The sequence below is a fragment of the Streptomyces triticirhizae genome (assembly GCF_003696235.1).
Classification (GTDB): Bacteria; Actinomycetota; Actinomycetes; order Streptomycetales; family Streptomycetaceae; genus Streptomyces; species Streptomyces triticirhizae.
In genome coordinates this window covers 1-18,770 of the sequence record NZ_RFFJ01000125.1, presented here as the reverse complement: position 1 = coordinate 18,770, position 18,770 = coordinate 1, and the positions used below count along the sequence as shown (strand labels likewise).

Annotated in this window: 21 protein-coding genes; 14 read left to right on the top strand and 7 right to left on the bottom strand. The window is 74.3% G+C overall.

Annotation, left to right across the window (positions count from 1 at the left end; translation table 11 throughout):
• From EBN88_RS20130 to EBN88_RS20115, 5 genes are all read left to right on the top strand, one after another.
• The coding region (locus tag EBN88_RS20130; RefSeq protein WP_147472776.1) for a C40 family peptidase at window positions 1-408 on the top strand (408 nt) is incomplete at its 5' end.
• Window positions 409-432: 24 nt separating this feature from the next.
• Window positions 433-1,587: a glycosyltransferase family 4 protein gene (locus EBN88_RS20125; RefSeq protein WP_122185308.1), complete on the top strand. Its 1,155-nt coding sequence runs from the start codon at window positions 433-435 to the stop codon at window positions 1,585-1,587.
• 151 nt (window positions 1,588-1,738) lie between these two features.
• The gene (locus EBN88_RS20120; protein ID WP_122185307.1) at window positions 1,739-2,362 is read left to right on the top strand and encodes a dihydrofolate reductase family protein; all 624 of its coding nucleotides are present in this window, start codon (window positions 1,739-1,741) and stop codon (window positions 2,360-2,362) included.
• 57 nt (window positions 2,363-2,419) lie between these two features.
• Complete coding sequence (locus EBN88_RS32415; RefSeq protein WP_267902581.1) at window positions 2,420-2,659, top strand: FAD-dependent oxidoreductase; 240 nt, start codon at window positions 2,420-2,422, stop codon at window positions 2,657-2,659.
• A 1-nt stretch (window position 2,660) separates the two neighbouring features.
• Window positions 2,661-3,425, top strand: a complete 765-nt coding sequence (locus tag EBN88_RS20115; protein WP_267902580.1) for an NAD(P)/FAD-dependent oxidoreductase — start codon at window positions 2,661-2,663, stop codon at window positions 3,423-3,425.
• A gap of 4 nt (window positions 3,426-3,429) precedes the next feature.
• Here the strand turns inward: EBN88_RS20115 and EBN88_RS20110 are convergent, their stop codons facing one another.
• Window positions 3,430-5,235 carry an AMP-dependent synthetase/ligase gene (locus EBN88_RS20110; RefSeq protein ID WP_122185306.1) on the bottom strand — a complete coding sequence of 602 codons (1,806 nt, stop codon included), beginning with the start codon at window positions 5,233-5,235 and terminating at the stop codon, window positions 3,430-3,432.
• A gap of 259 nt (window positions 5,236-5,494) precedes the next feature.
• Between EBN88_RS20110 and EBN88_RS20105 the strand changes: the two genes are divergently transcribed.
• The 5 genes from EBN88_RS20105 (at window position 5,495) to EBN88_RS20085 (ending at window position 9,624) form a co-directional block, all read left to right on the top strand.
• Window positions 5,495-5,956 (top strand): SRPBCC family protein, encoded by a 462-nt coding sequence (locus EBN88_RS20105; protein WP_122185305.1) that lies wholly within the window; start codon window positions 5,495-5,497, stop codon window positions 5,954-5,956.
• On the top strand, window positions 5,953-7,191 hold the full coding sequence (locus EBN88_RS20100; RefSeq protein ID WP_122185304.1) for an ArsA family ATPase: 1,239 nt from the start codon (window positions 5,953-5,955) through the stop codon (window positions 7,189-7,191). The genes EBN88_RS20105 and EBN88_RS20100 overlap by 4 nt, the downstream gene beginning before the upstream one ends.
• Window positions 7,192-7,249: 58 nt before the next feature.
• A complete protein-coding gene (locus tag EBN88_RS20095) occupies window positions 7,250-7,894 on the top strand; it encodes a DUF5304 family protein (RefSeq protein WP_122185303.1) in 645 nt (214 codons plus the stop codon).
• Window positions 7,895-7,971: 77 nt separating this feature from the next.
• Window positions 7,972-8,913, top strand: coding sequence for an ROK family glucokinase (locus EBN88_RS20090; RefSeq protein ID WP_122185302.1), 942 nt, complete (start codon window positions 7,972-7,974; stop codon window positions 8,911-8,913).
• Between the two features lie 18 nt (window positions 8,914-8,931).
• Window positions 8,932-9,624 carry an endonuclease/exonuclease/phosphatase family protein gene (locus tag EBN88_RS20085; RefSeq protein ID WP_122185301.1) on the top strand — a complete coding sequence of 231 codons (693 nt, stop codon included), beginning with the start codon at window positions 8,932-8,934 and terminating at the stop codon, window positions 9,622-9,624.
• A 38-nt stretch (window positions 9,625-9,662) separates the two neighbouring features.
• Here EBN88_RS20085 and EBN88_RS20080 read toward each other — a convergent pair whose 3' ends face one another.
• On the bottom strand, window positions 9,663-10,184 hold the full coding sequence (locus EBN88_RS20080) for a hypothetical protein (protein ID WP_122185300.1): 522 nt from the start codon (window positions 10,182-10,184) through the stop codon (window positions 9,663-9,665).
• Window positions 10,181-10,975 (bottom strand): alpha/beta hydrolase, encoded by a 795-nt coding sequence (locus tag EBN88_RS20075; protein WP_122185299.1) that lies wholly within the window; start codon window positions 10,973-10,975, stop codon window positions 10,181-10,183. Before EBN88_RS20075 ends, EBN88_RS20080 begins: the two co-directional genes overlap by 4 nt.
• A 151-nt stretch (window positions 10,976-11,126) precedes the next feature.
• Between EBN88_RS20075 and EBN88_RS20070 the strand changes: the two genes are divergently transcribed.
• Window positions 11,127-11,828: a lysophospholipid acyltransferase family protein gene (locus EBN88_RS20070; protein WP_233580803.1), complete on the top strand. Its 702-nt coding sequence runs from the start codon at window positions 11,127-11,129 to the stop codon at window positions 11,826-11,828.
• Between the two features lie 27 nt (window positions 11,829-11,855).
• Here the strand turns inward: EBN88_RS20070 and EBN88_RS20065 are convergent, their stop codons facing one another.
• On the bottom strand, window positions 11,856-13,847 hold the full coding sequence (locus tag EBN88_RS20065) for an anthranilate synthase family protein (RefSeq protein WP_122185297.1): 1,992 nt from the start codon (window positions 13,845-13,847) through the stop codon (window positions 11,856-11,858).
• A gap of 346 nt (window positions 13,848-14,193) precedes the next feature.
• Here EBN88_RS20065 and EBN88_RS20060 point away from each other — a divergent pair, with 346 nt between their 5' ends.
• Window positions 14,194-15,540, top strand: a complete 1,347-nt coding sequence (locus EBN88_RS20060; protein WP_122185296.1) for a class II 3-deoxy-7-phosphoheptulonate synthase — start codon at window positions 14,194-14,196, stop codon at window positions 15,538-15,540.
• Between the two features lie 165 nt (window positions 15,541-15,705).
• Complete coding sequence (locus tag EBN88_RS20055; RefSeq protein WP_122185295.1) at window positions 15,706-15,978, top strand: (2Fe-2S)-binding protein; 273 nt, start codon at window positions 15,706-15,708, stop codon at window positions 15,976-15,978.
• Window positions 15,979-15,994: 16 nt separating this feature from the next.
• Here EBN88_RS20055 and bfr read toward each other — a convergent pair whose 3' ends face one another.
• Window positions 15,995-16,477: a bacterioferritin gene (gene bfr / locus EBN88_RS20050; RefSeq protein WP_122185294.1), complete on the bottom strand. Its 483-nt coding sequence runs from the start codon at window positions 16,475-16,477 to the stop codon at window positions 15,995-15,997.
• A gap of 256 nt (window positions 16,478-16,733) precedes the next feature.
• Between bfr and EBN88_RS20045 the strand changes: the two genes are divergently transcribed.
• Window positions 16,734-17,360: a sulfite oxidase-like oxidoreductase gene (locus EBN88_RS20045; protein ID WP_122185293.1), complete on the top strand. Its 627-nt coding sequence runs from the start codon at window positions 16,734-16,736 to the stop codon at window positions 17,358-17,360.
• Between the two features lie 10 nt (window positions 17,361-17,370).
• On the opposite strand, the gene EBN88_RS20040 is transcribed toward EBN88_RS20045, so the two are convergent.
• Complete coding sequence (locus tag EBN88_RS20040; RefSeq protein WP_122185292.1) at window positions 17,371-18,255, bottom strand: deoxyribonuclease IV; 885 nt, start codon at window positions 18,253-18,255, stop codon at window positions 17,371-17,373.
• A 34-nt stretch (window positions 18,256-18,289) separates the two neighbouring features.
• On the bottom strand, window positions 18,290-18,770 hold a 481-nt coding region (locus EBN88_RS20035; RefSeq protein WP_158621451.1), incomplete at its 5' end, for a transglycosylase SLT domain-containing protein.

The window sequence follows — 18,770 nt, the reverse complement described above, 5'->3', positions numbered from 1 at the left end:
CCCGCCGCCTCCGGGGCCCGGGCCCAGGCCGCCCCCGAACCGCCAGCGCCGGTCGCGGCCTCCGGCCGGGCCGGCGTCGCGTTGGCCGCCGCCCTGGGCGCGTTGGGGCGGCCCTACGGCTGGGGCCAGGCCGGACCCGACGCGTTCGACTGCTCGGGCCTGGTGCAGTGGGCCTACGCCAAGGCCGGCGTCTCCCTGCCCCGCACCTCCCAGGCGCAGGCCACGGCCGGGCGGCGGGTGCCGCTCGACCAGGCACAGCCGGGCGACATCGTTGTCTACCGGGCGGACGCCAGCCATGTGGGCCTCTACGCCGGCGACGGACAAGTGGTGCACGCCCCTTATACCGGAGCTTCCGTGCGGTATGACCCGGTCGGGATGATGCCGGTCTCCTCGGTGGTACGACCCTGACCCGAGGTCGGTAATGTTCGGGTGATGCGAAAGACGTTGATCGTGACCAACGACTTCCCGCCCCGCCCGGGCGGAATCCAGGCGTTCCTGCACAGCATGGCGCTGCGGATGGACCCGGGCCAGGTGGTGGTGTATGCCTCCAGCTGGCGGCGGGACGCCGAAGCCGTCGAGGCCACCACCGAGTTCGACGCCGAGCAGCCCTACCCGGTCTTCCGGGACAGGTCGGCGTCGCTGCTGCCCACCAGAGCCACCACCCGCAAGGCCGCCGAGCTGCTGCGGGAACACGGATGCACGGCCGTGTGGTTCGGCGCCGCCGCGCCGCTGGGCCTGATGGCCCCGACGCTGCGCGCCGCCGGCGCCGAGCGGCTGGTGGCCACCAGCCACGGGCACGAGGCCGGTTGGGCGGGAATGCCGGTCACGCGCCAGGTGGTGCGCCGCATCGGCGAGAACACCGATGTGATCACCTACCTCGGCGAGTACACCAGGAGCCGGATCGCCGCCGCGCTGACGCCTTCGGCCGCCTCCCGGATGACCCAACTCACCCCGGGCGTCGACCACAAGCTCTTCCACCCCGACTCCGGCGGTCGGCGGCTGCGCGCCAGCCTGGGCCTGGCCGACCGGCCGGTGGTGGTCTGCGTCTCCCGGCTGGTCGCCCGCAAGGGGCAGGACACGCTGATCCGCGCCATGCCGGCGGTGTTGGCCGCCGAGCCCGACGCCGTGCTGGCGATCGTGGGCGGCGGGGCGTACCGCTCGGACCTGGAACGGCTGGTGCAACGCATGGGGCTCCAGCGGTCGGTGCGCTTTCTTGGTGAGGTGTCATGGGCACAACTGCCCGCGCACTTCGGTATCGGCGACGTCTTCGCGATGCCGTGCCGCACCCGGCACCGGGGGCTGGACGTCGAGGGCCTGGGGATGGTGTACCTGGAGGCGTCGGCCACCGGACTCCCCGTGATCGCCGGCGACTCCGGCGGCGCGCCGGACGCGGTGCTCGACGGTGAAACCGGTTGGGTGGTGCGCGGCGGGGGGCCCACCGCCCCCCGGGAGACCGCCGAACGCATCGTCACGCTGCTCCGCGACCCGGAACTGCGCCGCAGGATGGGCACGCGGGGGCGGGAGTGGGTCGAGGAGAAGTGGGGCTGGGACATGCTCTCCGAACGGCTGCGGGCGCTGTTGACATGACCGGACGGCGGCCGGCCCCCCGAAGGGCCGGCCGCCCGGTGGCCGGCGGGGGTTGCGCGCGGACCGGCGGCGATGAGTTCCGGGCGGGGCGTGGGTCCCCTTTCACCCGGGGGCGGCACACGTGCCCGGAGTTGAAGAGAGGTGACGCGACGTGAAGGTCGTTCTTCAGGAGTTCCTGTCGCTGGACGGCGTGGCGCAGGGGCCGGGGGCCCCGGACGAGGACACCAGCGGCGGGTTCACGCGGGGAGGTTGGCTCGTTCCGCACCTGGACGACGCGTTCCTGCGGATCGTGACCGGCTGGCTCGACGAGGTGGACGGGTTCCTGTTCGGACGGCGCACCTACGAGAACTTCGCGCGTGACTGGCCCGCGATGGACGACCCCGACGACCCGGTGGCCAGCAAGCTCAACCACCTGCCGAAGTATGTCGCCACCAACACCCTGACCAGCGCCGACTGGGAGCCGACCACGATCCTCTCGGGCGATGTGGTCGCCCGGGTCGACGAGGTGCGGGGGCGCCCCGGGCGGGAGTTGCAGATCCACGGCAGCGCCCGGCTGGGCGCCTCGCTGCTGGCCGCCGGGCTGGTCGACGAGGTGCGGCTGATGATCGCACCGGTGGTGGTGGGCGCCGGCCGGCGGCTCTTCCCGGAGAGCGGGGTTCCCGCCGGGCTCCGGCTGGTGAGCAGCGAGACGACGCCGAGCGGGGTCACCGCCCAGGTCTACGAGGTGACCGGCGAGCCGGGCTTCGGCGCCTACGGGCCAGAGGCCACGTCCTGAACCGTTCGGGGGTACCGTCACGTCCGGGCGCCCGGCGTCCGGACGCGAGGAGGCGATGTGGCGGCTGTCGTGGTCGTGGGTGCGGGGATCGTCGGCGCCGCGCTGGCGTGGGAGTTGGCGGCGCGCGGGGTCGGGGTGACCTTGCTGGACGCGGAGGCGTCGCCGGGGCGCGGCGTGACCGGCGCTTCGTTCGGGTGGATCGGCGGGGTGGGCGGGCACTGGCCGGGCGGGGCGCGGGAGTTGCGGGAGTTCGTGCTGGCGGACTACCGGCGGCTGGCGGGCGAGGTCCGGCGTTGACGTGCGCTGGTGCGGCTCGCTGGCGTGGGACGAGGCGTCGGGGGTGGACGGGGAGCCGGGGGAGGGGCGGTTCCTGGTCGGGCGCGACGAGGTCGCCGCGCTGGAGCCCGCGCTTCGGGAGCCGCCCGAGCGGGCCGTGCACACCCCGAGTGACGCGGGCGTCGATCCGACGGCCGTGGCGGAGGCGCTGGTGGCGGCGGCCCGCGCGCGGGGGGCGAAGGTGCGGACGGGGGTGCGGGTCACGGGACTTGAGGTGGTGAACGGGCGCGTCGCGGGCGTGCGGTCGTCGGCCGGTGCGCACCGCGCGGCGCGGGTCGTGCTCGCCGCCGGCACGGAGGTCGTGCGGCTGTGCCGGCCGTTGGGCGTCGCGTTGCCGGTCGTCGGCTCACCGGCCCGTGGGGTGCGGATGGCGGCGCCGGCCGGGCTGGTCAGGTCGGTCGTCGCCGCGCCCGGCTGCGAGGCGCGGGAGGTGCGCGACGGCACGCTGCGGCTGACGTTGCCCCCGGGGCGCGACGCCGGGGCGGCGCTGCGCGGGCTGTTCCGGGGCGCCGAGGAGGCCGTCGTCCTGGAGGACCGGGTCGGGAACCGGCCCCTGCCGGCGGACGGGCCGATCGTCGGGCCCGTGACGCGGGACCGCGCCCTGTGGGTGGCGGTGCTGCACCCGGGGGTGACCCTGGCGCCGACCGTGGCGCGCCTGCTGGCCGAGGAGGTGATCGGCGACCGGCTCGTCGCCGAACTCGCCGGCTGCCGGCCGGCCCTGCCCTGAGCGGTCAGGTCCCGTAGAGCGCGTCGATCTCGGTGGCGAAGTCCTTCGCCACCACGTGCCGCTTCAGCTTCAGCGACGGGGTCAGATGGCCCGACTCCTCCGTGAAGTGTTCGGGCAGCACGCGGAACGCGCGGACCGACTCGGCTCGGGAGACGGCCTCGTTGGCCTGCCGGACCGCCTCGTCCAGGGCGGCCAACAGGGCGGGGTGGTCGAGGAGTTCGGAGCGGTCCAGGCCGGTCAGGCCCTGTTCCTCGGCCCAGCGGGGCAGGAAGTCGTCGTCCACGGTGAGCAGCGCGCCGACGAACGGGCGGCCCTCGCCGACCACCATGCACTCGGCCACCAGCGCGTGCGCCCTGATCCGGTCCTCCAGCACGGCGGGGGCGACGTTCTTGCCGCCGGCGGTCACCAGGATCTCCTTGGAGCGCCCGGTGACCGTCAGATAGCCGGCATCGTCCAGCCGCCCCAGGTCTCCGGTGTGGAACCAGCCGTCCCGCAGCGCCTCGGCCGTGGCCGCCGGGTCGTTCCAGTACTCGGTGAACAGGTGCTCGCCGCGCAGCAGGATCTCGTCGTCCTCGGCGATCCGGATCGTGGTGCCGGGCAGCGGGCGGCCGACGGTGCCGATGCGGGGCGCGTCCCAGGGGTTGAACGAGGTCGGCGCGCAGGACTCGGTCAGCCCGTAGCCCTCCAGCACCGTGAAGCCGATGCCCCGGTAGAAGTGCCCGAGGCGCTCGCCCAGCGGCGCGCCGCCGGAGATCGCGTGGGTGGCGCGGCCGCCGAGCACGGCGCGCAGCTTCCGGTAGACCAGCCGGTCGAAGACGCGGTGCCGCAGCCGCAGGCCGAGCCCGGGGCCGCCCGGGGTGTCCAGGGCGCGGCTGTAGGCGGTCGCGGTCGCGGCGGCCCGGTCGAAGACCGCGCCCCGGCCGCCCGAGACGGCGGTCGCGCGGGCCGAGTTGTAGACCTTCTCGAAGACGCGCGGGACGCCGAGCACGATGGTGGGGCGGAACGAGGCCAGGTCGTCGGTGAGTTGGGCGACGCCCGGCACCAGGCCCAGCCTGATCGGCGCCAGCAGCGCGGCGACCTGCACCATCCTGGCGAAGACATGGGCCAGCGGCAGGAACAGCAGCACCGATGACTCCCCGGTGCGGAACAGCGGCCCGAGCGCGGGAACCACGTTGCCGCAGGTCGCGAGGAACGCGCGGTGGCTGAGCACACAGCCCCTGGGCCGCCCGGTGGTGCCGGAGGTGTAGACGATGGTGGCCGGGGACTCGGGCGTCACGGTGGCGGTGGCCGCCGCGAGCCGCTGGTCGCTGATGGGCGCGCCGGCCGCCGTCAGCAGGGCGACGGCGCCGGGGCCCGAGTCCGGTTCGAGGCACCAGCGCCGGGTGAGCCGTGGCAGGCGTTCCCGGAGCGACTCGACGACCGCCAGCTGCGCCGAGGTCTCGACGACGACGGCGACGGCGCCGGAGTCGCCCAGGTTCCAGGCGATCTGCTCGGGGGAGCTGGTCTCGTAGACGGGAACGGTCACCGCGCCCACGGTCCAGATGGCGAAGTCGAACAGCGTCCACTCGTAGCGGGTGCGGGAGAGCAGCCCCACCCGGTCGCCCGGCTGGACGCCCGAGCGCAGCAGGCCCCTGGCCACGGACTCGACCTCGGCGAGGAACTCGGTGGCGGTCAGGTCCTCCCAGGTGCCGCGCCGCTGGCGGGCGATCACCGCCGTGTGGGGGTGGCGGGCCGCGTTGGCCGCCAGCAGCTCCGGCAGTCCGCCCTCGGCCGGCACGGTGTACCGCGCCGGCAGACTGAACTCGCGCACCGTTACTCCTCTTCGCTTCCCATGGGGTCACCACACGGCGCCGCCCGGAGGTGGCCCCGAGGCCCGGTCCGTCCGCCCTGCGGCGGTTCAGCGCGCTCGCACTCCTCTCTGGGAGTGTTCGCCCCGCCCCCCGCGCAGCGTACTCCCCGGTAGCCGGCGGCGGGCGAGGGGGGATCGTCCACCGGGCCGTGGGCTGGGGGTGGCGCGCGGTAGCCTTCCCCGGGACGGCACCGGGAGATAAGCGCGAGGAGCCAGACCGATGGCCGAACACACCAGGTCGAGCATCACCATCGAGGCCACTCCGGCCGAGGTCATGGCGGTGATCACGGACTTCGACCGCTACCCGGAGTGGACCGGGGAGGTCAAGGAGGCCGAGGTGCTGGCCAGGGACGAGCGCGGCAGAGCCGAGCAGGTGCGGCTGTTGCTGGACGCCGGGGCGATCAAGGACGAGCACACCCTGGCCTACCAGTGGCCGGACGCGAACGAGGTGAGCTGGTCGCTGGTGAGGTCCCGGATGCTGCGGGCGCTGGACGGCTCCTACCGGCTGGTGCCGGTGGCCGCCGGCCGGCGGACCGAGGTCACCTACCAGCTGACCGTGGACGTGAAGATCCCGATGCTCGGCAGCATCAAGCGCAAGGCGGAGAAGGTCATCATCGACCGCGCCCTGGCCGGCCTCAAGAGCCGGGTGGAGAGCGGCGCCGACCAGCCCTCCGACGGGTGAGCGCCGCCCCGCGCACGCTGCTGGTCACCGGCCCCGGCGGGGACGGGGTCAGCACGGTGGCCGCCGCGACGGCCTGGGCCGCCGCCCGCTCGGGGCGGCTGACGCTGCTGCTGAGCGCCGAGCCCGCCGACCGGCTCGGCGCGCTGCTGGGCGTGGACCCCGAGACCCTGACCGGAGAGGCGCCCGTGGAGGCCGCGCCCGGCCTGTGGGTGCGTCGGATCGACCAGGGGCCGCCGTTCCGCGCCGCCGTGTTGGGCGCGCAGCGGCGGGCCCGTTCGGCGCTGGCGACGCTGGGCTCGGCCACCCTGGAGGACGACGAGCTGACCGAGCTGCCGGGCGCCGAGCAGCTGGCGACGCTGGCCGCGCTGCGCGCCGCGCACGCCGAGGATCGCTGGCCGCTGGTGGTCGTTGACCTGCCGCCGGCCGCCGAGGCCGTGCGGCTGCTGGCCCTGCCCGGGCAGCTGCGCCGCTATCTGCGGCGGCTGCTGCCGCAGGAGCGGCGGGCCGCCCGCGCGCTGCGCCCGCTGATCGCCCAGTTGGCGAACGTTCCGCTGCCGGCCGAGGCGCTGTTGGACGCGGCGGCCGGCTGGGACGCGGCGCTCGCCGAGGTCGAGGGGCTGCTGGCCGACCCGGGGGTCGCGGTCCGGCTGGTCTTCGAGCCCACCGCGCGCTCCCTCGCGCTGTCGCGCGCCGCGCACGCCGGGCTCGCGCTGCACGGCCTCGGCGTGGAGGAGGTGCTGGCCAACCGGCTGGTGCCGCGCCGCTCCCCGGACCGCCTGGTGATCGCGCTGGCCGCCCGACAGGACGCGCTGACGGCGGAGTTCGCGGAGGCCGTCGGGCGGCCCGAGCCGCCCAGGCGGCTGCCGCACCTGGGCCCCGACCCGGACGCCGCGACCCTGGCCCGGCTGACGCCACCGCCGGCCGGCGGCGAAGTCGCCCGCCCGACACCGGTCTTGGAGGACCGCCTGGCCGATGAGGGCCTGCTGGTCTGGCGGATACCGCTGCCCGGCGCCGTCAAGCAGCGCCTGGACCTGGTGCGGCGCGGGGACGAACTCGTCGTCACCACCGGGCCGTTCCGCCGGGTGCTGTCGCTGCCCTCGGCGCCGCGCCGCTGCGTGGTGGCCGGCGCCGCCTTCGCCCACGGCGAGCTGGCGGTGCGCTTCGCGCCCGACCCCGAGCGCTGGCCACGGCAGCGGTCGGCCGGTAACGACCGGGGGGCCGAGCCGGTCGGGTAACGTCGAAGGGGACGCTCACCCGCGCCCGGCCCCGGGCGCCCAGCACCAGGAGGTCGCGATGGGCGACGCATCCGAGCCGCAGGAGAACGAGCCGGCGCCGGCGCACGAGGCCACGCCCGGCGCGGCCGGGCCGGCCGACGACGCCGACCCCTGGGCCGCCGCCTGCGCCGAGGACCTGGCCGCCGAGCGGGAGCGCCGCCGCGCGGCCTTTGGCCCCGAGCGCCCGGACCCCACCGAGGAGTTGCGCCGGCTGGCGGACGCGTTGACCGGCCGGCTGGGCGAGTTGGGCTCCCGGCTGCCCCAGGTCGGCCTGCTGGCCAAGCCGTTGGCGAGCCAGGCCAGGGCCGCGATCGACCCGATGATCGAGCGCAACGCCGACGCGATCCAGCATCTCGCCTCCGCCGGACAGGAGTTGCTCGCCGCCTACCGCTCCGCCGTGCTCGGCCAGGAGGGGCGCTGGTCCAGGCCGGACGGCGCGGAGGGGACGGACGCCGCGCGCGGGTCCGAGGGCGGGCGCGAGCGGGACGGCGCCGACGACGGGGCGCGGGACGCGGGAAGTTCCGGAAACCGGGGCCCGGACCAGGGCTCCGAGGGCGCCTCGGGCGACGCCTCCGCCGACGACGCGGGGCAGCGGCGGGGCAATCGTGACGAGGGGGATGATTCGGTCGGCCCGGGCGGCGCCCACCGTATCGACCTGGACTGACATCGGGGAGCCCAGCCAGGGCGGCCTCCGGTAACGTGGGTCGGAGGCGGGTTTCACCGACATCACTTGAGGGACAAATGGGACTGACGATCGGCGTCGACATCGGCGGTACGAAGATCGCGGCCGGTGTGGTCGATGAGGGTGGCACGATCCTCGACACTTCTCAGGTTCCGACCCCGCCCACCCCCGAGGGCGTGATCGAGGCCATCGCCGACGTCATCAGGTCCGTGGGCGAGGGGAGTTCGGCCGACGCCGTGGGGATCGGCGCCGCCGGGTACGTCGACGACAAGCGGGCCACCGTTCTCTTCGCCCCCAACATCCGCTGGCGGCACGAGACCCTCAAGGACAAGATCGAGCAGCGCGTCGGCATGTCCGTGGTGGTGGAGAACGACGCCAACGCCGCCGCCTGGGGCGAGTACCGCTTCGGCGCCGGCGCCGGCCACGACGACGTGGTCTGCGTCACCCTGGGCACCGGCCTCGGTGGCGGGATCATCATCGGCGGCCGGCTGCACCGTGGACGGTTCGGCGTCGCCGGCGAGTTCGGCCACCTCAGGGTGGTGCCGGACGGCCTGCTGTGCGGCTGCGGCAGCCAGGGCTGCTGGGAGCAGTACGCCTCGGGCCGCGCCCTGGTCCGCTACGCCAGGCAGCGCGCCTCGGCCACCCCGGAGAACGCGGAGCTGCTGCTCGGCCTGGGCGACGGCACCCCCGAGGGCATCGAGGGCCGACACGTCAGCGACGCGGCCAGGGCCGGCGACCCGGTCGCCATCGACTCCTTCCGCGAGCTGGCCCGCTGGGCCGGCGCGGGGCTGGCCGACCTGGCCTCGCTCTTCGACCCCTCCGCCTTCATCGTCGGCGGCGGCGTCTCCGACGAGGGCGACCTGGTGCTTGAGCCCATCCGCAAGTCGTTCCGCCGCTGGCTGGTGGGCGGCCGCCACCGCCCGCACGCCCAGGTGCTCGCCGCCCAACTCGGCGGCCGCGCCGGGCTGGTGGGCGCCGCCGACCTCGCCCGGCAGGGCTGAGGAGGGCGCGGACCAGCGGTGTCGGTCAAGGTCAGGCTGCTCAGCTACAACGTCAGGTCCCTGCGGGACGACCAGCGCGCGCTGGCCCGGGCGATCCGGGCCTGCGCCCCTGACGTGGTCTGCCTCCAGGAGGCCCCGCGCTTCTTCCGCTGGCGCAAGCGCGCCGCCGAACTGGCCCGGCACAGCGGCCTGGTGACGGTCACCGGTGGCGCGCCCAGCTGCGGGACGATGATCCTCTCCAGCCTGCGGGCCGCCGTCGAGCACACGGAGGAGACCACGTTCCCCCTGGTCAGGGGCGAGCACCGGCGCGGGCTCGCCCTGGCCAGGCTGCGCTTCGGGCGGGACGCCAGGCTCACCGTGGTCAGCTCCCACCTCAGCCTGCGGAGCGGCGAACGCCGCGCCCAGGGCGAGGAGTTGCTGCGCCGGGTCGCCACTTTCCGGACGCCGGCCGTGGTGGCGGGAGACATCAACGAGCCGCCGACCGGCGCCACGTTCCGCCGGCTGGCCGGCGCGCTCACCGACGCGCGGGAACGGGCGCCCGTCGGCGGGGAGTTCACCTTCCCGGCCGCCGCGCCTCGGCGGCGGATCGATGCCGTGCTGTGCGGCGAGGGCGTCACCCCGCTCTCCTGCGGGGTGCCCACCGCGCCCGACCCCGACGACCTGGCGGCGGCCTCCGACCACCTGCCGGTCCTCGCCGTCCTCGCGATCTGAGCCGAGCGGCGACCGACGCCGCCCACGGCGCCGGCGCCTCAGACCACCGCGCCGTTGCCCGGGTCCTGCCAGTCGTCGTCCCCGTCCCGCATCCGGCTCACCAGGCTGGCGAACCCGCCCAGGAAGCCGCCCACGCCCAGCGTCACCACCCACCACGTCATCCGCTGCTGGAACAGCACCGTGAAGACCAACAGCAGCGGCCCGCCCAGCACCGCGAGCCAGGACAGCTTGGTGGTCAGGTCGGTCGGGGGCAGCGGCGGCGGCTCCGGCGGCTCGAAGTGGCCCTCGTCCTCCTCCTCGGCGACCCAGTCGCGCGGCCCGCTGTCGCTCGGTCGCTCCCCGGGCAGCCCCTCGTTCAGGCCGTCGGGCCCGTCGTTCAACGCGTCGTTCAGCCCATCGGCGGCCTCGACGCGGCTCACCGGCTCGACGTCCTCCGCGCGCGGCCACAGGCCCGGCGGATCGGCGGGCTCCTCGCCGTATCCGGCGACGATCTCCGCCCAGGCGGCTTCCTCGTCGATCGGGTCGCGGCCGTCACCGCGCTCCTGGTCACGTTCCGTCACGGGCTGACTTCCTTGTCACGAGGCGAGGTCACGAGGCGAGTGATGAAGGCGTCCGTCTCTTGCAAGATACGCTCCGCGTCATGGTCCAGGGTGGCCACATGGAAGCTCTCCGTCAGCACCACCTCCCGCACGTCCAGGGAGGAGACCCGCGCCAGCAGCAACGCCGAGTCCGTCGGGGGCACCACGTGGTCCACCGCGCTGTGCATCAGCAGCAGCGGCTGCGTCACCTGCGGCAGCTCGTCGCGGACCAGGGACAGCAGCTCGCGCAGCGAGTGCGCCGCCCGCGACGGCACCCGGTCGTACCCCACCTCGCGCACCCCCGGCCTGGCGATGTCGCCCACCAACCCCGGGGTGCTGGGCACCAGATGGCGCAGCACCGCGAGGGCCGCACCCTTGGCGGCGGGAAAGGTGAGCGCCGGGTTAACCAACGCCAGCGCGCTGACATTCCCCGGCTGCCGCGCCGCCAGCCGCAGCGCCAACGCCCCGCCCATCGACAGGCCGCAGACCACCACCCGCTCGCAGCGCTCGGCCAGCAGCAGCAGTTCGCGGTGGACGGTCGCGTACCAGTCGGGCCAGCCGGTGACGGCCATGTCCTGCCAGCGGGTGCCGTGCCCGGGCAGCAGCGGCAGCGAGACCGTGTGCCCGCGCGCCGCCAGCGCCTCCGCCCAGGGGCGCAACGACTGCGGGCTGCCGGTGAAGCCGTGGCAGAGCAGCACTCCGACCTCGGCCCCGCGCCGCGAGGCGTCCTGGGAGATGTGGTGGAACGGCTCGGCACCGGGCAGAAGGCGCATCAACGGGGGCTCCCTTCGCGGGGCGGTGACCCGGGTGGGTGCGACGGCGCCTGCCAGCCTACGTGGGGCGCCCGAGGACGCGCCACGCACGCGAAACCCCGGTAGGGTCCGCATCGGCGAACACGGGAGGTGCGTTGTGCTGTACGGAGCGATGAAGGTGTCCGTGGGGGCGGGGCTGAAGGCCGCCTTCCGGCCCTGGGTGGAGGGGAAGGAACACGTTCCCGCCGAGGGCCCGGCGATCCTGGCCAGCAACCACCTGTCGTTCTCCGACTCGTTCTTCCTGCCGGCGGTCCTGGACCGCAGGGTCACGTTCATCGCCAAGGCCGAGTACTTCAACTCGCCAGGCGTCAAGGGGCGGTTGACGGCGGCGTTCTTCAAGGGCGTCGGCCAGCTGCCGGTGGACCGCTCCGGCGGCCGGGGCGCGGGCGAGGCGGCGATCGCCAGCGCGATAGCGGTGTTGGAGCGGGGCGAGCTGTTCGGGATCTACCCGGAGGGCACCCGCTCGCCCGACGGGCGGCTCTACCGGGGCAAGCCCGGCGGGCTGGCCCGGGTGGCGCTGGCCACGGGCGCGCCGGTGCTGCCGGTGGCGATGATCGACACGGAGAAGATCCAGCCGCCGGGGAAGGTCGTCCCCAAGCTGATGCGCCCGGGCATCCGGATCGGCGCGCCCCTGGACTTCAGCCGCTACGAGGGGATGGAGGGCGACCGTTTCATCCTGCGGTCGCTCACCGACGAGGTGATGTACGCGATCATGCGCCTCTCGGGCCAGGAGTATGTCGACATCTACGCGACCGTCGCCAAGCGGCAGTTGGCCGAGGCGGCCAGGGGGCGGGGCGACGCGGAGAAGGACTGAGCCTCCCCCGCGCCGTTCCCGCTGTTCTCAGAGCGCCGGGGCGCCCGCCGGGCTCAGCAGCTCGGCGACGATCGCGGGACCGTCCAGGGTCAGCACCGACTCGGGGTGGAACTGCACCCCCACGAAGCCCGGGCCGCGCAGCGCGTGCACCTCGCCCGCCGCGTCCCGGCTCACCGTCACGCCACGGCCGGCCAGCTCCTCGGCGGCCTCGTCGGCGCAGCGCGCGGTGAACGAGTTGTAGAAGCCGACGGTGCGCTCGGTGCCGAAGAGGTCGATCCGCTCCTGGGCGCCCTGGTAGGGGCGGCGCTTGCGGACCACCGGCAGGCCCAGCTCGGCGGCGAGCAGCTCGTGGCCCAGGCAGACCCCGACCAGGCCGTGCCGGTGGCCGGCCAACAGCTCGGCGGCCAACGGGCGCAGGCGTCGCATCCGGGGGTCGTTCTTGTCGTTGGGGTCGCCGGGGCCCGGGCCCAGCACCACGGGGCCGGGGTGCGCCAGCGCGCGCGCCCGCGCGCCGAGCGCGTTCCACCGCACCACCTCCACCTCGGCCCCGACCACCCGCAGCAGATGGGCCAGCATCGAGGTGAAGCTGTCCTCGGCGTCCAGCACCAACACCCGCGCGGCGGGCGCCCGTTCGGCGGCGGCCCGCACGGCCTCCGGCGCCGGCTCGCGCATCCGCAGCCAGAACGGCGAGAGATGGGCCCGCCGGGCCGCCAACGCCGCGACCACCTCGGGGTGTTCGGCCAGCCGGGGGCGCTCGGCCTCGTCGCGCGCCGGCGCGGGCGCCTCGGGGCGCACACCCAACGCGGCGAGCACCCCCGCCGCCTTGGCGTGCGTCTCCGCGACCTCGCTCGCCGGGTCCGAGCCCCGCACCAGGGTCGCCCCGACCGGCACCCGCAGCCGCCCGTCGGCGGCCCGCACCTCGGCGGTGCGGATCAGGATCGGCGAGTCCAACGTCTGCCCGCCCGAGGCGTCATGGCCCAGCAGCGCCAGCGCCCCCGCGTAGTAGCCGCGCCCGCCCGGCTCGTGCCGGGCGATCACCCGGCAGGCGTTCTCCACCGGACTGCCGGTGACGGTGGCCGCGAACATCGTCTCCCGCAGCACCTCCCGCACGTCCCAGGTGCTCCGCCCGCGCAACTCGTACTCGGTGTGCGCCAGATGCGCCATCTCGCGCAGCCTGGGCCCGACCACCACCCCGCCCCGGTCGCCCACCGCGCACATCATCTTCAGCTCCTCGTCCACCACCATCGACAGCTCCTCGATCTCCTTGGCGTCGTCGAGGAACGTCAACAGGCCCTCCAGGGAGGGGCCTTCGGCGGGATAGCGGTAGGTGCCGCTGATCGGGTTCATCACCACCGTGGAGCCGGACATCCGCACATGCACCTCGGGGCTCGCGCCCACCAGCACGCGCTCCCCGGTGTGCACCACGAAGGTCCAGTACGCCCCGCGCTCGGCCACCAGCAGCCGCCGGAACAGCGCGAGCGCGTCGGCCCGCCCGAAGCGGTCACCGGGCCCGGTGCCCTCCACGGTCCCGGTGAAGGTGCGCCTGATCACGAAGTTGGCGCCCTCGCCCGCGCCGATCTCCGTCTCCAGCACCCGCGTCACGATCTCCGCGTACCGTGCGTCGGAGACGTCGAACGCGCCGTCGGCCACCGCCACCCGGTGGTCGGGCAGCGCGGCCAGGGCCTCGTCCAGCGGCAGCTCGACCGCGCGCTCGGCGCGCAGCACCGTCAGCGGCGTCCCGTCGTCGGTGACCTCGAAGCCGCGCTCGGCCAGCTGCCGGAACGGCACCAGCGCCAGCGCCGCCGGGCCGGCCGCGCCCGGGGGGAGCGGGATGTCGGAGAGGCGCTCCATGTCCTCGACCGAACCGGAGAGCACCTCCACCACATTCGGGTCGTGCCCGGGGGTGCGGCGCCGCAGCAGGGCGAACGGCCGCTCGTCGGCCAGCAGCCGGGCCAGCGTCTCCGCCGCGTCCCCGGTGACGGGCGCGGCCGGTGGTGCCGGGTGCTCCACACGCTTCATGGGATGCCTCTTCCTCTTCCAGTTCCAGGAGGTCTGGACGAGCCCCAGGGGAGGGCCCGCCGGGTCGGACACGGGGTCCGCCGCTCCGGGAGGCCGTGAGGTCGAGATCCGCGCGGGTCGCGGGAACGCCGAAGGCCGCCCCGGGGGGCGGCCTTCGCTTCGTTCAGTGGGAACGCGCGCTGAGGTGGGCCGCCTCGGGAGCGGGCCACCACCAGGAGGTGAGCTGTCGCACGTTCATGGCGGCACTGTAGGGCACGCACGCCGGCGTGCGCCACCGTCCGTGGGCGCCCGTCTCACGGAACGAGCGGGTAGAAACGACCCCGACCTCACCCCGTAACCTGGGTGCGTGACCGTGAACGCTGACAGCAGCATCTCCTTCGACTCCTGGCGAGACCTGCCCGCAGCACAACAGCCGGAGTATCCGGACCCCGCCGCGCTGCGCGCCGTCACCGAGGAGCTCGCCGGCTATCCGCCGCTGGTCTTCGCCGGCGAGTGCGACCAGCTCGGGGACCGGATAGCCGAAGTTGCCCAGGGCCGGGCCTTTCTGCTCCAGGGCGGGGACTGCGCGGAGGCGTTCGACCAGGTTGGCGCCGACCAGATCCGGGCCAAGCTCAAGACGCTGCTCCAGATGAGCGCGGTGCTCACCTATGCGGCGGCGGTCCCGGTGGTCAAGGTCGGCCGGATCGCTGGCCAGTACTCCAAGCCCCGCTCCAAGCCGACCGAGACCAGGGACGGTGTGACCCTGCCCACCTACCGGGGCGACTCGGTCAACGGGGCGGAGTTCACCGAGGAGGCGCGGGTCCCCGACCCGAGCCGGCTGCTGCGGATGTACAACAGCTCAGCCGCCACGCTGAACCTGGTCCGTGGCTTCACCACCGGCGGCTACGCCGACCTGCACCAGGTCCACTCGTGGAACCAGGACTTCGTGCGCAACTCGGCGGCCGGGCAGCGCTACGAGGCCCTGGCCAGGGAGATCGACAACGCGCTGAACTTCATGCGGGCGTGTGGCGCCGATCCGGCCGAGTTCCAGTCCGTGGAGTTCTACGCCTCGCACGAGGCGCTGTTGCTGGACTACGAGGCGGCCCTCACCAGGACCGACTCGCGCAGCGGCCGGCTGTACGACGTCTCGGGCCACATGGTGTGGATCGGCGAGCGCACCCGCCAGCTGGACGGCGCGCACATCGAGTTCGCCTCCCGCATCCAGAACCCGATCGGCGTCAAGCTCGGCCCGACCACCACGCCCGAGGAGGCCCTCGCGCTGATCGACCGGCTGGACCCGGAGCGGCGCCCCGGCCGGCTGACGTTCATCACGCGGATGGGCGCGGACCGCATCCGCGACCGGCTGCCCACCCTGGTGGAGAAGGTCACCGCTTCGGGCGCCCCGGTGGCCTGGGTCTGCGACCCGATGCACGGCAACACCTTCGAGGCGGCCTCCGGGCACAAGACCCGGCGCTTCGACGACGTGCTCGACGAGGTCAAGGGCTTCTTCGAGGTGCACAAGGGCCTGGGCACCCACCCGGGCGGCATCCATGTCGAGCTGACCGGCGACGACGTCACCGAGTGCGTGGGCGGCGGCGACGAGATCTTCGTCGACGACCTGCACCAGCGCTACGAGACGGCCTGCGACCCCAGGCTCAACCGCAGCCAGTCGCTCGACCTGGCCTTCCTGGTGGCCGAGATGTACCGCTCCTGAGGGAGCGCCGGGCGACGAGAAGCGCCCCGGGACGTGGCGCTGGCCACATCCCGGGGCGCTTCTCCGCGCCGGGCCGCCGATAGTAAGGTTAGGTTTACCTCACCGAGTCGCTCGCTGAGTACCTCACTGACCACCGTCGGGCCCGTCTCCGCCAGGGAGTTACGCGTGTACGTCTGCTCGTGCTTCGGCGTCACCGAGGAACAGGTGCGCAGCCACGCCGCCGCCGGCGCCTGCACGCCCCGGCGGCTGGCCGCCGAGTGCCGCGCCGGCACCGACTGCGGCTCCTGCGTCCGGCGCATCCAGGGGCTGCTGGGCCGGGCCTGCCCACGCCCCGAGGAGGCGGCGGCCGCGCCGTCCGTCCCCGAGCCCGCGACAGCGCCTCCCGCTCCCGCCGTGCCCGCGCCGTCCTTCGCCGCGCCGGCGCCGTTGCCCGTCTGACGGGACCGCGCCGGCGTCAGGCCTCCTTGGGCTGCTCGATCTGCTGCGCGATGTACAGCGCCTCGTCCAGCTTCTCCACCAGCTCCAGCTGGGTGTCCAGATAGTCGATGTGGTGTTCCTCGTCCTTGAGGATCGACTCGAAGATCTTGGCCGAGGTGATGTCCCCCTTGGCCCGCATGATCTCCACGCCCCGGCGCAGCCGGTCGATGGCCTCGACCTCGATCTGCCGGTCGGCCTGGAACATCTCGGTGACGGTCTGCCCGACCCGAACGTGGAAGAGGCGCTGGTAGTTGGGCAGCCCCTCCAGGAAGAGAACGCGGTCGGTCAGTACCTCGGCGTGGCGCATCTCGTCGAAGGACTCGGCCCTGGTGTACGCGGCGAGCTTGGTCCAGCCGAAGTTCTCCTGCATCTTGGCGTGCAGGAAGTACTGGTTGATCGCGGTGAGTTCGGCGGTGAGCTGCTCGTTGAGCAACTCGATGACCTCGGGATCACCCTGCATGGCGGGGAAATCTCCTTCCTCGTGTTCGTACGGTCGGGACTGGCGGCAACGCGCATGGCGGCAACGCGCGAGACGGTGACGCGATCACCGCGTCGCGAGGCCGACGGCCGACGGCGCCGTCCGCGCATCGTGGCACTGGTACGACAGTTCGTCCAGTAAGCGAAGGCTTACCGAATTGACCCGATTGGCAGCGGCCGGCGCTCCTGGAAGACGGTGGCGGTGCGAACCGTTCGGGGCGGTCTGTCACCATGGAGCCATGGGTCAGCCGGAGCACCGTGGCGAGAGGCGTGCCGAGGGGCTTCCGCCGGGGCAGCGGCCGCAGCGCGGCTGGCCGGTGACGCACTACGGCCCGGTGCCCCGATTCCGCGCCGAGCGCTGGGAGTTTCGGGTCTTCGGCGCCACCGCCGACGGGGACAAGCGCTGCTGGACCCACGAGGAGTTCTCCGCGCTGCCCTACCACACGGTGGTCGCCGACCTGCACTGCGTCACCAAGTTCTCGATGCGGGACGTGGAGTGGGGCGGGGTGCCGGCGGCCACGATCCTGGAGCTGGCGCCGCCGGCGGCCGAGGTGAGCCATGTCATGGTCTGGGCCGAGTACGGCTACAGCGCCAACATCAGGCTCTCCGACTTCGCGGCCGACACCACGCTCTTCGCGACGCACCGGGACGGCGAGCTGCTCACCGCCGAGCACGGCTTCCCGCTGCGGCTCGTGGTGCCGCAGCTCTACGCGTGGAAGGGCCCCAAGTGGGTGCGCGGCGTCGAGTACATGACGACCGACCGCCGGGGCTTCTGGGAGGAGCGCGGCTACCACAACATCGGCGACCCCTGGCGCGAGCAGCGCTACTCCTACCAGGAGGAGCCGGGCGAAGGGCCCGAGCCCTGAGCCTCGGCGTTCAGGGGTGCAGGGCCTTCAGCCGGGCGATGTCGGCGGCGTGGCCCTCGGCGCCGCCGGGCGTCTCGATGACCAGCGGCACCCCGGCCGTCGCCGGGTGGCGCAGCAGCTCGGCGAAGGCGGCCTCGCCGATGGCGCCGGCGCCGACGTTCTGGTGCCGGTCGAGGCGGCTGCCGGCGCCGGCCTTCGAGTCGTTGGCGTGGACCAGGCCCAACCGGCCGGGGCCGGCGACCCGTTCCAGCTCGTCCAGCGCCGCCGTGGCGCCGCCGGGCGCGGCCAGGTCGTGGCCGGCGGCGAAGACGTGGCAGGTGTCCAGGCAGACGCCGACCCTCGGGTGGTGCTCCAGCGCGGCCAGATAGGGGCCCAGATCGGCGATCTTCGAGCAGAGCGAGAAGCCCTGACCGGCCGTCGGCTCCAGCAGCAGCCGGGGAACGGCGCCGCCCGAGGCTTCGAGTCGGTCGAGTTCGGCCAGCAGCGGGCGCAGCAGCCGGCCGGCCTGCTCCAGGGCGACCTCGCGCGGGCGGCCCCCGGTGGCCGAGCCGGTGTGGACGACCACGCCCAGCGCGCCGATGGCGCGCGCCCGCAGCAGCGAGTGGCGCAGCGAGGCCACCGAGCGCTCGGCGGTATCGGCGCTGTGCGAGCCGAGGTTGATCAGATAGGGCGCGTGCACATAGGACGGCAGCCCCTCGGCCGCGCAGGCGGCGGCGAACGCCTCGTCCTGCGCCGGGTTGCCCGGCGGGGTGGCCCAGCCGCGCGGGTTGGCGACGAAGACCTGGACCGCCTCGGCGCCGATGGAGCGGGCGTAGCGCAGACCGACGGCGGCCAGTCCCCCCGCGACGGGGACATGGCCGCCGATCGGTCGGCGTTCCGAAGGGTCGCGCTGCACGGGCCCAGCCTGCCAGGAGGGTCCGGCCGGAGTGTCAGTAGGGTCCGTTCACATTGTCGATCGAACCGTACCGATCCCAGGCGTAGTTGGCGGCAGCAACGATATTGGCGACCGGGTCGTAAAGGTCGTACGGGGTGCCGGGAACGTGGTACGCGTCAAAGGTCGGCTGGATCACCTGGAGCAGACCGATGGACGGGGTTCCGTTGATCGCGTTGATATCCCAGAGATTGATCGCGTTGGGATCGCCGCTGGACTCCCGCATGATGTTCCGGTGAAGTCCCTCGTAGGTTCCGGGAATTCCGTGCTGGGCCATGATGTCCAGCGCCTCCCTGATCCACCCGTCGAGGTTGTCCGGGTACACCGGCGCGGCGGGCTCGGGGGCCGGGGCAGGCTCAGGCTCCGGCTCGGGGGCGGGTTCGGGGGCCGGCGCCGGCTCGGCCGCCGGCTTGGCGTCGACCTCGGCCGCCTCGGCCGCCGCCTCCGCCTCGGCCTCGGCCTCGAGCGCCGCGCGCTCG

What these genes read in the sequence shown, in the direction of transcription:
- EBN88_RS20125 (WP_122185308.1), top strand. Translation starts at nt 433, where the DNA reads ATGCGAAAGACGTTGATCGTGACCAACGACTTCCCGCCCCGCCCGGGC.
- EBN88_RS20105 (WP_122185305.1), top strand. Translation starts at nt 5,495, where the DNA reads ATGGCCGAACACACCAGGTCGAGCATCACCATCGAGGCCACTCCGGCC.
- EBN88_RS20095 (WP_122185303.1), top strand. Translation starts at nt 7,250, where the DNA reads ATGGGCGACGCATCCGAGCCGCAGGAGAACGAGCCGGCGCCGGCGCAC.
- EBN88_RS20090 (WP_122185302.1), top strand. Translation starts at nt 7,972, where the DNA reads ATGGGACTGACGATCGGCGTCGACATCGGCGGTACGAAGATCGCGGCC.
- EBN88_RS20075 (WP_122185299.1), bottom strand. Translation starts at nt 10,975, where the DNA reads ATGCGCCTTCTGCCCGGTGCCGAGCCGTTCCACCACATCTCCCAGGAC.
- EBN88_RS20070 (WP_233580803.1), top strand. Translation starts at nt 11,127, where the DNA reads ATGAAGGTGTCCGTGGGGGCGGGGCTGAAGGCCGCCTTCCGGCCCTGG.
- EBN88_RS20065 (WP_122185297.1), bottom strand. Translation starts at nt 13,847, where the DNA reads ATGAAGCGTGTGGAGCACCCGGCACCACCGGCCGCGCCCGTCACCGGG.
- bfr (WP_122185294.1), bottom strand. Translation starts at nt 16,477, where the DNA reads ATGCAGGGTGATCCCGAGGTCATCGAGTTGCTCAACGAGCAGCTCACC.
- EBN88_RS20045 (WP_122185293.1), top strand. Translation starts at nt 16,734, where the DNA reads ATGGGTCAGCCGGAGCACCGTGGCGAGAGGCGTGCCGAGGGGCTTCCG.